We start from the raw sequence: 13,612 nt of genomic DNA, 5'->3' as shown, positions 1-13,612 counted from the left end.
GTTGCTTCGCGTTACATGGATCCCCCGGTACAGTGAGGGGTTGTTCGCTCCGCGCCATGCACTTACTTGGTGCAAGGCGCGCACTACGCGCAACTAAAAACCACAAAACGCACCCATCTGGGGAGAATCTGCTTCATGAGTCTTGCTTTGGTGCAAAGCCGCGCCCTTCTGGGGCTGCAGGCGCCTTCGGTGACGGTCGAGGTGCATCTGGCCAATGGCCTGCCCAGCTTCACGCTGGTGGGACTGGCAGAGGTCGAAGTGAAGGAAGCGCGGGAGCGCGTGCGCTCGGCGCTGCAGAACGCGGGGCTCGAATTTCCGCACAACAAACGCATCACGGTGAACTTGGCACCCGCGGATTTGCCCAAGGACTCGGGCCGGTTCGACCTGCCCATCGCCCTGGGAATCCTCGCGGCCAGCGGACAGGTCGATGCCAGCAAGCTCAAAGGCTATGAGTTTGCGGGCGAGCTGTCGCTCTCGGGCGAGTTGCGCGCCGTGCGCGGCGCACTGGCCACCAGCCTGGCGCTGCAGGCCCAGCAGATCGACGTCACCCTGGTGCTGCCGCCTGGCAGCGCCGAAGAGGCCGCGCTGGTGCCCGACGCCCGCGTGGTGCGGGCCCGCCACCTGCTCGACGTGGTGCGTGCCTTCTTGCCGCCCGGCAGCGTGGCGGGGGGCGATGCCGACGTCGACAACGACGGCTGGAGCCGCCTCGAGCCCCAACCGCTGACCGCCCACACCCAAGGCCCCGACATGGCCGATGTGAAGGGCCAGGCCACGGCCAAGCGTGCGCTGGAGATCGCTGCGGCCGGCGCGCACAGCATCCTGATGGCCGGGCCGCCAGGCTCTGGCAAGTCGATGCTCGCACTGCGGTTTGCGGGCCTGCTGCCCGCGATGACCGTGCAGGAGGCGCTGGAGAGCGCGGCGATTGCCAGCCTGGCGGGGCGCCTGCAGCCTGAGCGGTGGGGGCAAAGGCCTACGGGCAGCCCGCACCACACGGCGAGTGCGGTAGCGCTGGTCGGCGGAGGTTCTCCCCCAAAACCGGGCGAGATCTCTCTGGCCCACCACGGCGTTCTGTTTCTGGACGAACTCCCCGAATTCCCCCGCGCCGCTCTGGAAGCCCTGCGCGAGCCGCTGGAGACCGGCCACATCACGATATCGCGGGCCGCGCAGCGCGCGGACTTTCCGGCGCGGTTCCAGATGATCGCTGCGATGAACCCCTGCCCATGCGGTTTTTTAGGCTCCACGCAGCGCGCGTGCCGCTGCACGCCGGACCAGATCAGCCGCTACCAGGGCAAGCTCAGCGGGCCGCTGCTGGACCGCATCGACCTGCATGTGGAGGTGCCCGCCCTGCCCGCCGAGCAACTGGTGCAGGCGCCCGCGGGGGAGTCGACCACCGCGATCCGCGAGCGGGTGGAGCGCGCCCGCGCTGTGGCCCTGGCGCGCCAGGGCAAGACCAACCAGGCGCTGCAGGGCCAGGAGATCGACACGCACGTGCAGCTGGACGACACGGCCATCAAATTCCTCAACACCGCCGCGGCCCGCCTGGGCTGGTCGGCGCGCAGCACGCACCGCGCCCTCAAGGTGGCGCGCACCATCGCCGACCTGGCGGGGGCGCCCACCACCGAAGTCAGCCACGTGGCCGAGGCCGTGCAGTACCGGCGCGTGCTGCGCAGCCCGGCGTAGCACTGCGCTGAGGCCCCGACACGGCAGCGACGGCCTCACCCTGCCAAAACTATAAAATCCATAGCAAACAAGGCTTCCAGAACCTGCGGCAGGGCCTGATCTACATCAACCACTGCCTTTGCGCCGGACCCCGGCCCGCCCCCCACTCCGCACAATCGCCCCATGCCCAGCGCTCGCCCCTCCAAGAAAACCGCCGCCGCTACAGCAGCACCCGCCACCCCCTCGGCCGAGCCCTTCACCGAGTCGGTGGACACGGGCTTTCTGCGCACGCTGGTGGGCTACAACGCGCGCCGTGCGTCGCTGGCCGTGATCGAGGTCTTCATGGAACGCATGGCGGTGTACCGCCTGAAGGTGGTGGATTTTTCGGTGCTGTCGCTGGTGGCGCACAACCCGGGCATCACGTCGCGCCAGCTGTGCGCCACGCTCAACGTGCTGCCGCCCAACCTGGTGGGGTTGATCGCCGCGCTGGAGCGGCGCGGCCTGATCGAGCGCCGCCCGCACCCGAGCGACGGCCGTGCGATGGGCGTGCACCTCACGCCCGCAGGGGCCGAGCTGACCGCCCAGGCCGAGCAGACCGCCGCGCAGCTGGAGGTGGACGCCACCGCCAGACTGACCGCCGCCGAGCGCACCACGCTGATCCGGCTGCTGCAGAAGGTCTACACGCAAAGCGCTTCGTAGCGCGCGGGCTGGGGGCACGGCCACACGGCCACAGGGGCACAGGGCCCCACAGCCGCACCGCAGCGGCAGCCCAGCAAGGCAAAAAGCCAGCGCGCCCTCCCTGGGCCGCTGGCTTTTTGCTTTGTTGGTGTTGGCGCCGGGCCCGGCCCATGCCGCCGACCAGCGCCAGGGCGTGAACGCCCCTCAGCCCTGCGCAGCCTTCGCCGCCATGGCCTGCGCCAGGCCGCCCCACTGCGCGCGGAACAGGCCCGGGTCCATGGTCTTCACGTTGCGCATGATGGGCTTGAAGCCCATGTGCGCCAGCACGTCGCGTTCCAGGTCGATGCCGGGCGCGATCTCCGTCAGCTCCAGGCCTTCGGTGGTCAGGTGGAACACGGCGCGCTCGGTGACGAACAGCACGTTCTGCTCGCGCTGCGCAGCGTCCAGGCCGTTGAAGGTGATCTGCTCGACCTTCTCAATGAACTTGTGCGAGCGGCCTTCCTTGACGATAGTGAGCGTCCCATCAGCCACCTTCACCTCCAGCCCGCCCGCGGTGAAGGTGCCGCAGAACACCAGGTGCTTGGTGGACCGCGTGATGTTCACAAAACCGCCGCAGCCCACGGGCCGGCCGTTGAACTTGCTCACGTTCACGTTGCCGTGGTTGTCGGCCTGCGCCAGGCCCAGGAAGCTCGCGTCCAGACCGCCGCCGTCATAGAAGTCGAACTGCAGCGACTGCTCGATGATCGCATCGGCGTTGTAGGCAGTGCCGAAGTCCCCCAGCTGCGCCGGGATGCCGCCGGTGATGCCGCTTTCCACGCTCAGCGTGAACTGGTCGGACACGCCCTCTTCCGCCGCCACCGACGGCACGCCCGCGGGGATGCCGATGCCCAGGTTGGTGATGGCGCCCGGCGTGAGCTCCAGCGCCGTGCGGCGCGCGATCACCTTGCGCTCGTCCAGCGGCATGGGCGCCAGCGAATTGAGCGGCACGCGCACATCGCCACACAGCGCGGGGTTGAACTGCGTGGTGATGGTCTGCATGTGGTTCTCGGGCTGGCTGACCACCACGTAGTCCACCGACACGCCCGGCACCTTGACCGATTTGGGGTGCAGGCTGCCGGCCTTCACGATGCGCTCCACCTGCGCGATCACGATGCCGCCGCTGGCCTTGGCCGCGTGGGCGATGTTGATCTGCTCGAGCAGCACGCCTTCCTTGTCCAGCGTGATGTTGCCGTTCTCATCGGCCAGCGTGCCGCGGATGATGGCCACATCGACCTTGGGCGCGGGATAGAACAGCCATTCCTCGCCGTTGAACTCCACCAGCTTGACCAGGTCTTCGGTGGACTTGCTGTTGAGCTTGCCGCCTTCGATGCGCGGGTCCACAAACGTGCCCAGGCCCACCTTAGTCAGCAGCCCGGGGCTGCGGCTGGCGATGTGGCGCGTGAGGTGCGACAGGCTGCCCTGCGGGAAGTTGTAGGCCTCGACCTCGCCGTCGAAGACCATCTTCATCATCTCGGCGCCGGTCTGGCCGAAGTGGCCGGCCACCGTGCGCTTGATCATGCCCGGGTGGGCAAAGTGCACCATGCCCGCGTCCTTGCTGTTGCCGATGGCGCCGCAGGCCCAGGTGGTCACGTTCTTCGGGTGGCCGGTGTCGAGGAAATTCTTTTCCACGCCCTTGAGCACTTCCTCGGGCAGGCTGGAGACGGCCAGGCCGCCCAGGAAGATGGTGGCGTTGTCGGGGATCAGGGCCCCGGCTTCAGCGGCGGTGATGATTTTCATGGTGTGTGCTCTTGCGAAATAAGGGGATGACTGGTTCAGGCGTCGGGGTTCTCGATCAGCAGCGCCATGCCCTGCCCGCCGCCCACGCAGGCGCTCGAGATGCCGTAGCGCAGGCCGCGGCGGCGCAGCTCGCGCGCCAGGGTCACCGTCAGGCGCACGCCGGTGGCGGCCAAGGGATGGCCCAGCGCAATCGCGCCGCCGTTCACGTTGAGCTTGTCGCGGTCGAGGCCCAGTTCGCGCTCCACGGCGATGGTCTGCGCGCCCTGCGCTTCGTTGATTTCAAACAGGCCGATGTCATCCAGCGTGAGCCCGGTGCGCGCCAGCAGCGCGCGAATGGCAGGTGCGGGGCCGATGCCCATGAATTCGGGCGCCACACCGACGGCAGCCGCACCGCGCAGGCGCGCCAGGGGTTTGAGGCCGCGCCGCTGCACATACGCATCGCTGGCCACCACGGCGCCCACGGCCGCATCGACCAGGGCCGAGCTGTTGCCCGCCGTCTGCACGCCGCCGGGGTACACCGTGCGCAGCCCCGCCAGCGCCTCGATGGGCGAGGGGCGCGGGTGCGTGTCGCGGTCGAGCTGCGCCACCTTGCGCGGCAGCGTGATGCCGCGCGTGGCGTAGCCTGCCAGCTCGAACTTCTCGCTCGTCACCGGCACGATCTCGCCGGCCAGAAAGCCATCGGCCTGCGCCTTGAGCGCCAGCTCGAACGAACGGGCCGCGTACGCGTCCACGTCTTCGCGGGTGATGCCGTATTTTTTGGCCAGGTTCTCGGCGGTCTCGATCATCGTGACGGGGCCTGCGGTGTCGATCAGCGCCTCCATCAAAAAGTCTTTGAACTCCACCGGCGCACCGAGCTTGAAGCCCGTGCGGTGCGTGTACGCGGCGATCGGGTTGCGCGTCATGGACTCGGTGCCCACCACCAGCGCCACGTCGGCATAGCCGAGCGCGATCTGGTCCGCAGCCTGGCGGAACAGCTCGAAGCCCGTGCCGCAGATGCGCTGCACCAGGATGGCCGGCACCGCTTGCGGCACGCCTGCATACAGGCCGATGTGGCGCGGCAGCACGAAGACGTCGAAGTCGGCCTGCGCCATCGACCCGGTGATGACCGAGTTCACGTCGGCCGCAGGCACGCCGGCGCGCTCCAGCACGGCGCGGGCCACCTTGATGCCCATGTCGGTGGGCGACACATGCCCGAGCGGCCCGCAGTAGTCGACCATGGGCGTGCGCACGCCGTCCACCAGCCAGGCGTTCAAGAGGGCGGAGAAAGAGCTTGTCGAAGCGGTCGTCATGGTCAGGCCTTGGAAGTGGTTTTGCTGTCCGTCACGCGCAGCACGGTGGCGTAGCCGGTGTCGCCCGCGGCGCAGCCGGTGAACAGGCCCACGCCGCCGCCGCGCAGCACCAGCTCTTCGATGAGTTCGATGATGGCGCGCATCCCGGTGGGCGCCTGCGGGTGGCCCCAGATGATGGAGCTGCCGTAGTTGTTCATGCGCTCCCACGCAAAGCCGGTGTCGCGCGCCAGCGCGATGTCGTTCACCGCGAACGGGTTGTGCGTCTTGATGGCGTGCACATCGGCGATGGACAGGCCCGCGTGCTTGAGCGCATTGAACGCCGCCGGCGACGGTGCCATGGGCATGAAGCCGGCTTCCACCCGCGACATGCCGAAGCCCAGGATCTCGACCTCGATGCTCGCATCGATGGACGCTGCGCGCGCCCGGTCGCGCGTGGTGACGATGGCGCCCGCGTTGCCGTCGGCTGGGTGCGTCTGGCCGCCGAAGGTCACGGTGCCGCCTTCTTTCACCGGCTTGAGCTTGGCCAGACCTTCTGCGGTGGTGGGGAAGATGCCTTCGTCGGCGCTGAGCGTGCCGGTCTGCTTGCGGAACTTCGAATCAGTGACCGGTACATCGGCCATGTAGCGCTTTTGAAAGGCACGGTCATCGGCCAGCGCGGCCTGGTACTGCGTGTAGCGGTGCAGCTTGAGCGCGTGCTGCTCTTCGGTGCTGATGCCATAGCGCGCCGCCACGTTTTCGCCGGTCTGCAGCATGGGGTTCTTGGCATACGGGTCGTGGCCCATGTTGTCGGGCACCCAGTGCTCGGTGATGCCGTAGCCGCCGGTGCCGCTCGAATCGGGGTAGTACACCACCGGGCCGTTGGACTGGCGGTCCGCCATCACCAGCAGGGCGCTGGTGGCAGTGCCGCAAGCCACTTCTTGCGCGGCCATCTGCAGCGCGCGCACACTGGTGGCGCAGGCCTGCTGCACCGTGGGGCCGGCCACGCGGTCGATGCCCATGAGGCCGGTGACCCAGGGCAGGCCATAGAAGCTGCCCTTTTGCGGGTTGGTGATGCCGAGGATCGCCAGGTCCACCGCCGACAGGTCGTACCCGCGCGCGGCCAGCGCTTGCTTGCCCACGGTGGCCGCCAGCGGCAGCGCGTTGAGGTTGGCCAGCGAGCCCTGCCACTTGGCAAACGGGGACGACCAGTAGATACCGTAGGGGATGAAGGCGTTCATGACGGGTCCTTGCTGTGAATCGGTGCCATTTTAGTTATTTATCATAATCATATGAGTCCCTGGAAAAGCTAGGGAAAGCACCTAGCAAAGACCGCCTGCACGGCCTTGTTTTAGTTATTTTTGATAACCATAATTTCTCCAACTCACCTCGATGACCATGACCAAGCACTCCGACATCTCCCTCGAAATCCGCGGCGAACGCGAGGACATCGCGGTCATCCGCCTGTCCCGCCCTGCCAAGCGCAATGCCCTGAACGACGGCCTGATCCTGGCGCTGCGGGACGTGATGGACAACCTGCCCGCCACCGTGGGCGCGGCCGTGATCGATGGCGAAGGCGACCATTTCTGCTCGGGCCTGGACCTGTCCGAACTGAAAGAGCGCGATGCCGGCCAGGGCCTGCACCACTCGCGCATGTGGCATGCGGCGCTGGACCGCGTGCAGTTCGGCCCCGTGCCCGTGGTGGCCGCGCTGCACGGTGCGGTGGTGGGCGGCGGCCTGGAGCTGGCCAGCGCCTGCCACATCCGCGTGGCCGATGAATCGACCTTCTACGCGCTGCCCGAAGGCTCGCGCGGCATCTTCGTGGGCGGTGGCGGCGCGGTGCGCATTCCGCGCCTGATCGGCACGGCGCGCATGACCGACATGATGATGACCGGCCGCGTCTACAACGCGGTGGACGGCGAGCGCGTGGGCTTTGCGCAGTACCTCGTGCCCACCGGCACGGCGTTCGACAAGGCCTTCGAGCTGGCCCAGCGCATTGCGCAGAACGCGCCGCTGACCAACTACGCGCTGATGCACGCGCTGCCGCGCATCGCCGAACAGCCGTCGGACCAGGGCCTGATGACCGAAGCCATGATGGCCGCCATCGCCCAGAGCGCCCCCGAGGCCAAGGCGCGTGTGCGCGCCTTCCTCGACGGCAAGGCCGCCAAGGTCAAGAAGGACTGACCGACCGACACGCTCCCCACGGCGCCACCCCAGCCCCACCGAGACGCTTTTCCATGACGGCAACCAACCCCTCCCCCCGCTACCGGCCGCTGCGCTTCGGCGTGACCGAAGTCAGCACCCGCCAGGCAGACAACGGCGTCGTCTATGTGCGGGCCACGCAGGACCTGGAGGCCTACCCGCTGCGCCTGACCGACCGGCTCGCGCACTGGGCCCAGACCGTGCCCGACCGCACCTGGATGGCCCAGCGCGTGAAGAACGCCGACGGCAGCCTGGGCGAGTGGCGCCACATCACCTACGGCCAGGCCTGGCAGGCCGCGCGCAGCATTGCCCAGGCCCTGCTCGACATGCACCTGAGCGCCGAGCGCCCCGTGGCCATCCTGAGCGAGAACGACCTGGACCACGCGCTGCTGTCGCTGGGCTGCCTGGTGGCCGGCGTGCCGCAGTGCACCGTGTCCACCGCGTACTCCACCATCAGCCAGGACTTCGACAAGCTGCGCCACGTGCTGGACACCCTGACCCCCGGCCTGGTGTTCGCGAGCGACGCCACGCGCTTCGCGCGCGCCATCGAGGCCACCGTGGCGGCCGACGTGAAGGTGGTGCTGGGCACCGGCAGCATCCCGGGCCGCAGCACCGTGGCCTTCAGCGACCTGCTGGCCACCCCCGCCACGCCGGCCGTGGATGCGGCGCATGGCGCCATCACGGCCGACAGCATCGCCAAGTTCATGTTCACCTCGGGCTCCACCAAGCTGCCCAAGGCCGTGATCGTGACGCACGGCATGTGGGCCGCCAACCTGCAGCAGATGAACCAGTCGATGCCGGTGCTGGCCGAAGAGCCCCTGGTGCTGGTGGACTGGCTGCCGTGGAACCACACCTTCGGCGGCAACCACAACTTCGGCATCGTCATCTACAACGGCGGCACGCTCTACCTGGACGAGGGCAAGCCCACGCCCAAGGGCATGGCCGAGACCATCCGCAACCTGCGCGAGATCGCGCCCACGGTGTACTTCAACGTGCCCACGGGTTTCGAGGTGATCGCGCAGACCATGAAGACCGACGCGCAACTGCGCAAGAACCTGCTCAGCCGCGTGAAGATGTTCTTCTTTGCCGCAGCCGCGCTGTCGCAGCCGATCTGGGACTCGCTGTTCGACAGCGCCGAGCGCGAAGTGGGCGAGCGCATCGTGATGAACACGGGCCTGGGCATGACCGAAGGCTGCCCCTTCTGCGTGGCGGTGAACAGCCCCGACGTGCAGGCCGGCGACATCGGCGTGCCCACGCCGGGGCTCGAATTGAAGCTCGTGCCCGTGGACGGCAAGGTCGAGGTACGCTACCGCGGCCCCAACATCACGCCCGGCTACTGGCGCAATGCCGACGCCACACGCGACGCCTTCGATGACGAGGGCTTCTACTGCTCGGGCGACGCGGTGAAGTGGATCGACGAGAACGACCTGAACAAGGGCCTGAAGTTCGACGGCCGCATTGCCGAGGACTTCAAGCTCAGCACCGGCACCTTCGTGAGCGTGGGGCCGATGCGCGCCAAGATCATCGCCGCCTGCGCGCCCTACGTGCAGGACGCGGTCATCACCGGCATCAACCTCAAAGAGATCGGCGCGCTGCTGGTGCCCACCCCCACCATCCGCACGCTCAGCGACCTGCCCGAGAGCGCCAGCCTGCACGAGGTGCTGGCCAGCGCCCCGGTGCAGCAGCACTTCCAGCAGGTGCTGGACAAGCTTTCGGCAGAGTCCACCGGCAGCGCCACCCGCGTGGCCCGTGCGCACCTGATGGCCGAGCCGCCCTCGCTCGACAAGGGCGAGGTCACCGACAAGGGCTCCATCAACCAGCGCGCCGTGCTGCAACACCGCGCGGACGTGGTGGACGCACTGCACGGCGGCACGCTGCCCGGCACGCTGGTGCCGCGCCACTGAACGCCCAAGACACACCCACCATTTTTCTCAAGGACACACAGCATGGACATCCAAGGACAAGCCGCCATCGTGACCGGCGGCGCATCGGGCCTCGGTGAAGCCACCGCCCGCGAACTCGCCCGCCTGGGCGCCAAGGTCGCCGTGCTCGACCGCAATGCCGAGCTGGCCGAGAAGGTTGCGGCCGATATTGGTGGCGTGGCGTGCGCCTGTGACATCACCGACCCCGCCAGCGTCACCGCTGCGCTGGAGAAGGCCGCTGCCGCCCACGGCCCCGCGCGCATCCTGATGAACGTGGCCGGCATCGGCAGCGCCAAGCGCATCGTGCAGCGCGACGGCTCTGCTGCGCCGCTGGAGGACTTCACGCGCGTCGTCACCATCAACCTGATCGGCAGCTACAACGTCAGCCGCCTGTTCGCCGCCGCCTGCGCCAAGCTCGACGCACTGCCCAATGGCGAGCGCGGCGTGATGATGTTCACCGCCTCGGCCGCCGCGTTCGACGGGCAGGTGGGCCAGCAGGCGTACAGCGCCTCCAAGGGCGGCCTCGTGGGCATGACGCTGCCGATGGCGCGCGACCTGGCGCAGCACGGCATCCGCGTGTGCACCGTGGCGCCCGGCCTGTTCGCCACGCCGCTGATGAAGGAGCTGCCCGAGGCCGTGCAGCAGTCGCTGGCCGCGAGCATCCCCTTCCCCCCGCGCCTGGGCAAGCCCGAGGAGTTTGCCGAGCTGGCCTGCCACATCGTGACCAACGGGCACCTGAATGGCGAAGTCATCCGCCTCGACGGCGCCCTGCGCATGGCACCACGGTAGCGCGCCGCGGAGCGGCGCAGCGCCGACATAACGAGAGAGTGTGAGAACACCCCAGTTGCTTTTTGAGATTTCCATCCGATACACACCAGGAGACAAACCATGACCACCACACGCCGTCAATTCGTTCAGGCCCTTGGCGCCAGCGCCGCACTGGGCGCGCTGCATCCGTTCGCCGCCCATGCGCAGGTGGACCAGGTCAAGGTGTATTTCGGCTTTCCGGCCGGCAGCTCGGGCGACACCGTGGCGCGCCGCGTGGCGGAGAAGTGGGCGGGCAGTGCGTTCAGCAAGAACCCCGGCGTGGTGGAAAACAAGCCCGGCGCGGGCGGCCGCATTGCGCTGGAGACGCTCAAGGGCGCCCCGGCCGACGGCTCGGTGCTGGCCGTGGCGCAGGTGTCGGCCCTGGCCAACTACCCGCACATCTACAGCAAGATGAACTACACCGACAAGGACTTCGCGCCCGTGTCGATCGCCGCGGTGATGCACCACGGCCTGGCCGTGGGCCCCATGGTGCCCGCCAGCGTGAAGTCGGTGAAGGACTTCCTGGCCTGGGCAAAGGCCAACCCCAAGGACGCGAGCTACGGCTCGCCCGGCGCGGGCTCGACGCCCCACTTTTTGGGCGCGCTGTTGGGTATCAACAGCGGCGTGGACCTGCGCCACGTGCCGTACCGCGGCTCCATCCCCGGCGTGACGGACGTGGTGGGCGGGCAGATCGCCGCCATGGTCACGCCGCACGGTGACTTCATCGCCAACTACAAGGCCGGCAAGCTGCGCATCCTGGCCACCTCGGGCCCCAAGCGCTCCATCTACGTGCCCGACGTGCCCACGTTCGCCGAGCAAGGCTTTCCGGAGCTGACGACCGAAGAATGGTTCGGCTTCTACGCCCCGGCCGCCACGCCCAAGCCCGTGATCGCCGCCGCCAATGCCGCGATCAACGCGGCGCTGAAGGAAAAGTCGGTCATCGACAGCCTGGCCATCGTGGGCCTGATGCCGCACGGCTCCACGCCCGAGGAACAGGCGCGCTGGCAGAAGGCCGAGTACGACACCTGGGGGCCGCTGATCAAGAAGATCGGGTTCACGGCAGAGTCTTGACTCCCCCTGAGGCGCTTACGCGCCTTCCCCCTGAGGGGGACGCCACCCGTGGACTGGCGGAGCCAGATCCACGGTGGCGCTGGCATGGGGGCGCGCCAGTTGCGAAGTGTGGGGGCGCTGGTGATGGCCGGGTTTTGAGGCAGCGAGCGTTGGTGATTGCTTACTGATGTTGCGCGACCGATGCCGAGATGTGGACGCTGATTGTCTCTCCTGGCCGCGCCCCTTCTTCCCCAACCCGTTCGGGCTGAGCCTGTCGAAGCCAGGGCCAGCGCATACAGCCAGCCCGCATGACGACGTGCCGCCCCCCAAACCGTTCGGGCTGAGCTTGTCGAAGCCAGGGCGCACCGCTTGCGCAGCCCCTTCGCCAGGTGCAGGGTGAACGGTACGGCAACGAAGTTTCCGAATTCAAAAAAAAACAGCCCCTATCGCTTATCCAGCAAGCGCTAACAGCTATCAAATCAAGAGCAAACCATGCCAGCACGCCAGTCCCTCGCCGACATCGAGTTCCTGCTGACCGAGGTGCTGCAGGCGCCCGCCCGGTGGCAGGCGCTGGCGCCGTTTGCGGACACCGACGGCGATCTGGCCGCGCAGGTGCTCGATGAGGCTGCGAAGTTTGTCGACAGCGCCATCGCCCCGCTGCAGCGCAGCGGCGACGAAGAAGGCTGCCGCTTCGACGCGGGCCAGGTGCACACACCCGCAGGGTTTCGCGAGGCGTACCAGGCGTTCTGGCAGGCGGGCTGGCCGTCGTTGTCGTGCGACCCGGACGACGGCGGGCAGGGCCTGCCGGCGGTGCTCGAATGCGTGCTGTTCGAATGGCTGGCCGGTGCCAACCACGGCTGGACCATGGCGCCGGGGTTGCTGCACGGCGCGTACGAATGCATCCAGCACCACGCCAGCGACAACCTGAAGGCGCAGTACCTGCCCCAAATCGCCAGCGGCGAGTGGCTGGCCACCATGTGCCTGACCGAAGCGCACGCGGGCAGCGACCTGGGGCTGGTGCGCACGCGCGGCGTGCCGCAGGCGGACGGCAGCGTGCGCGTGAATGGCAGCAAGATTTTCATCTCCGGCGGCGAGCACGACCTGACCGACAACATCGTGCACTTGGTGCTGGCGCGCCTGCCCGATGCGCCTGCCGGGCCCAAGGGCCTGTCGCTGTTTCTCGTGCCCAAAGTTTTGGAGGGCGGCGCCCGCAATGCAGTAGTGTGCGAGCGCATCGAAGAGAAGATGGGCCTGCACGGCAGCCCCACCTGCGTGATGCGTTTTGACGACGCCACAGGCTGGCTGGTGGGCGAGCCGAACAAGGGTTTAAACGCCATGTTCGTGATGATGAACGCGGCGCGCCTGCACGTGGGCCTGCAAGGCATCGGCCTGCTAGAGGCCGCATGGCAAAAGGCAAGTGCCTACGCCGCCGAGCGCCGCCAGATGCGCGCGCCCGGCGCCAGGGACACGAGCCTGATCCAGGACCACCCCGCCATCCGCCGCATCCTGGCCACGCAGCGCGCGTGGATCGACGGCGGGCGGGTGCTGGCGTACCACACGGCGCTGCAACTGGACGCCGCCCAACACAGCACCGACGCGGCCGAGCGCGCCGCTGCGCAGCGCTGGTGCGCGCTGGTCACGCCAGTGCTGAAGGCCGCGCTCACCGATCAGGCCTTCCATGGCGCCAGCGCCTGCCTGCAGGTGTTCGGCGGCCACGGCTATGTGCGCGAATGGGGCATCGAGCAGATCGTGCGCGACGCCCGCGTGGCCATGATCTACGAAGGCACGAACGAGATCCAGGCGATCGACCTGCTGGTGCGCAAGGTGCTGGCCGATGGCGGCGAGGGCCTGGCCGCGCTGCTGGAGGCACTGCCCGCCACACCCGCCGCCCGGGCCCGGCACACAGCGCTGATCGACCTTACCCGACAGCTCGCCCGCGCCGCGCAGGCCGACCCCGAGCTGCCCTACTGGGTGGCCGACGACTACCTGCGCGCCGTAGCGCTGGTGCTGCTGGAATGGGCCTGGGGGCGCATAGAGGCAGCACCGGGCGGCGGCACGCCGCGCTGGAAGACGCCCGCCCAGGCGTTTGCGCACTGGGCGCTGCCGGAATTCGAGTTGCGCGCCGGCATTCTGCGCGAGCGCATCGCACAGTCACGCAATACCAAGGCCGAATCGGCCGCTGCCGCTTGACAGATGCGCGCCAGCAGCTCCTGATTCAGTAGCACCCACCCGGGTTACGCACCGCTCCGCTCA

General features: G+C 68.3%; 10 protein-coding genes. 7 read left to right on the top strand and 3 right to left on the bottom strand.

What is annotated here, in order from left to right; all coding sequences use genetic code 11:
• Positions 1 to 135: 135 nt before the first annotated feature.
• Both ASF16_RS04395 and ASF16_RS04390 read left to right on the top strand, forming a co-directional pair.
• Complete coding sequence (locus ASF16_RS04395) at positions 136 to 1,680, top strand: YifB family Mg chelatase-like AAA ATPase (protein ID WP_056163276.1); 1,545 nt, start codon at positions 136 to 138, stop codon at positions 1,678 to 1,680.
• 162 nt (positions 1,681 to 1,842) lie between these two features.
• On the top strand, positions 1,843 to 2,358 hold the full coding sequence (locus ASF16_RS04390) for a MarR family winged helix-turn-helix transcriptional regulator (RefSeq protein WP_056163273.1): 516 nt from the start codon (positions 1,843 to 1,845) through the stop codon (positions 2,356 to 2,358).
• Between the two features lie 183 nt (positions 2,359 to 2,541).
• Here ASF16_RS04390 and ASF16_RS04385 read toward each other — a convergent pair whose 3' ends face one another.
• From ASF16_RS04385 to ASF16_RS04375, 3 genes are read right to left on the bottom strand one after another with little or no spacing between them, the layout of a single operon-like run.
• Positions 2,542 to 4,113 carry an acyl CoA:acetate/3-ketoacid CoA transferase gene (locus ASF16_RS04385; RefSeq protein WP_056163270.1) on the bottom strand — a complete coding sequence of 524 codons (1,572 nt, stop codon included), beginning with the start codon at positions 4,111 to 4,113 and terminating at the stop codon, positions 2,542 to 2,544.
• A 35-nt stretch (positions 4,114 to 4,148) separates the two neighbouring features.
• On the bottom strand, positions 4,149 to 5,402 hold the full coding sequence (locus tag ASF16_RS04380) for a thiolase family protein (RefSeq protein ID WP_056163269.1): 1,254 nt from the start codon (positions 5,400 to 5,402) through the stop codon (positions 4,149 to 4,151).
• A 2-nt stretch (positions 5,403 to 5,404) separates the two neighbouring features.
• A complete protein-coding gene (locus ASF16_RS04375; RefSeq protein WP_056163266.1) occupies positions 5,405 to 6,619 on the bottom strand; it encodes a thiolase family protein in 1,215 nt (404 codons plus the stop codon).
• 157 nt (positions 6,620 to 6,776) lie between these two features.
• On the opposite strand from ASF16_RS04375, the gene ASF16_RS04370 reads away from it, so the two are divergent.
• The 5 genes from ASF16_RS04370 (at position 6,777) to ASF16_RS04350 (ending at position 13,549) form a co-directional block, all read left to right on the top strand.
• Positions 6,777 to 7,562, top strand: coding sequence for a crotonase/enoyl-CoA hydratase family protein (locus tag ASF16_RS04370; RefSeq protein ID WP_056163447.1), 786 nt, complete (start codon positions 6,777 to 6,779; stop codon positions 7,560 to 7,562).
• A gap of 53 nt (positions 7,563 to 7,615) precedes the next feature.
• The gene (locus tag ASF16_RS04365) at positions 7,616 to 9,484 is read left to right on the top strand and encodes a feruloyl-CoA synthase (RefSeq protein ID WP_056163264.1); all 1,869 of its coding nucleotides are present in this window, start codon (positions 7,616 to 7,618) and stop codon (positions 9,482 to 9,484) included.
• A 42-nt stretch (positions 9,485 to 9,526) separates the two neighbouring features.
• Entirely contained in the window at positions 9,527 to 10,291 is a 765-nt protein-coding gene (locus ASF16_RS04360; protein WP_056163260.1) for an SDR family NAD(P)-dependent oxidoreductase, read from the top strand.
• A gap of 99 nt (positions 10,292 to 10,390) precedes the next feature.
• A complete protein-coding gene (locus ASF16_RS04355) occupies positions 10,391 to 11,380 on the top strand; it encodes a Bug family tripartite tricarboxylate transporter substrate binding protein (protein WP_056163257.1) in 990 nt (329 codons plus the stop codon).
• A 471-nt stretch (positions 11,381 to 11,851) separates the two neighbouring features.
• On the top strand, positions 11,852 to 13,549 hold the full coding sequence (locus ASF16_RS04350; RefSeq protein ID WP_056163255.1) for an acyl-CoA dehydrogenase family protein: 1,698 nt from the start codon (positions 11,852 to 11,854) through the stop codon (positions 13,547 to 13,549).
• Positions 13,550 to 13,612 lie beyond the last annotated feature (63 nt).

This window comes from Acidovorax sp. Leaf78 (genome assembly GCF_001422735.1).
In the GTDB taxonomy this organism is placed as follows: domain Bacteria; phylum Pseudomonadota; class Gammaproteobacteria; order Burkholderiales; family Burkholderiaceae_C; genus Acidovorax.
Note: the sequence above shows the minus strand (reverse complement) of the source record. Positions and strands in the feature narration are given on the sequence as shown.

Excerpts from the sequence above, each read along its gene's own strand:
- ASF16_RS04350 (WP_056163255.1), top strand. The coding sequence starts at position 11,852 with ATGCCAGCACGCCAGTCCCTCGCCGACATCGAGTTCCTGCTGACCGAG.
- ASF16_RS04355 (WP_056163257.1), top strand. The coding sequence starts at position 10,391 with ATGACCACCACACGCCGTCAATTCGTTCAGGCCCTTGGCGCCAGCGCC.
- ASF16_RS04365 (WP_056163264.1), top strand. The coding sequence starts at position 7,616 with ATGACGGCAACCAACCCCTCCCCCCGCTACCGGCCGCTGCGCTTCGGC.
- ASF16_RS04375 (WP_056163266.1), bottom strand. The coding sequence starts at position 6,619 with ATGAACGCCTTCATCCCCTACGGTATCTACTGGTCGTCCCCGTTTGCC.
- ASF16_RS04390 (WP_056163273.1), top strand. The coding sequence starts at position 1,843 with ATGCCCAGCGCTCGCCCCTCCAAGAAAACCGCCGCCGCTACAGCAGCA.
- ASF16_RS04395 (WP_056163276.1), top strand. The coding sequence starts at position 136 with ATGAGTCTTGCTTTGGTGCAAAGCCGCGCCCTTCTGGGGCTGCAGGCG.
- ASF16_RS04360 (WP_056163260.1), top strand. The coding sequence starts at position 9,527 with ATGGACATCCAAGGACAAGCCGCCATCGTGACCGGCGGCGCATCGGGC.
- ASF16_RS04385 (WP_056163270.1), bottom strand. The coding sequence starts at position 4,113 with ATGAAAATCATCACCGCCGCTGAAGCCGGGGCCCTGATCCCCGACAAC.
- ASF16_RS04380 (WP_056163269.1), bottom strand. The coding sequence starts at position 5,402 with ATGACGACCGCTTCGACAAGCTCTTTCTCCGCCCTCTTGAACGCCTGG.
- ASF16_RS04370 (WP_056163447.1), top strand. The coding sequence starts at position 6,777 with ATGACCAAGCACTCCGACATCTCCCTCGAAATCCGCGGCGAACGCGAG.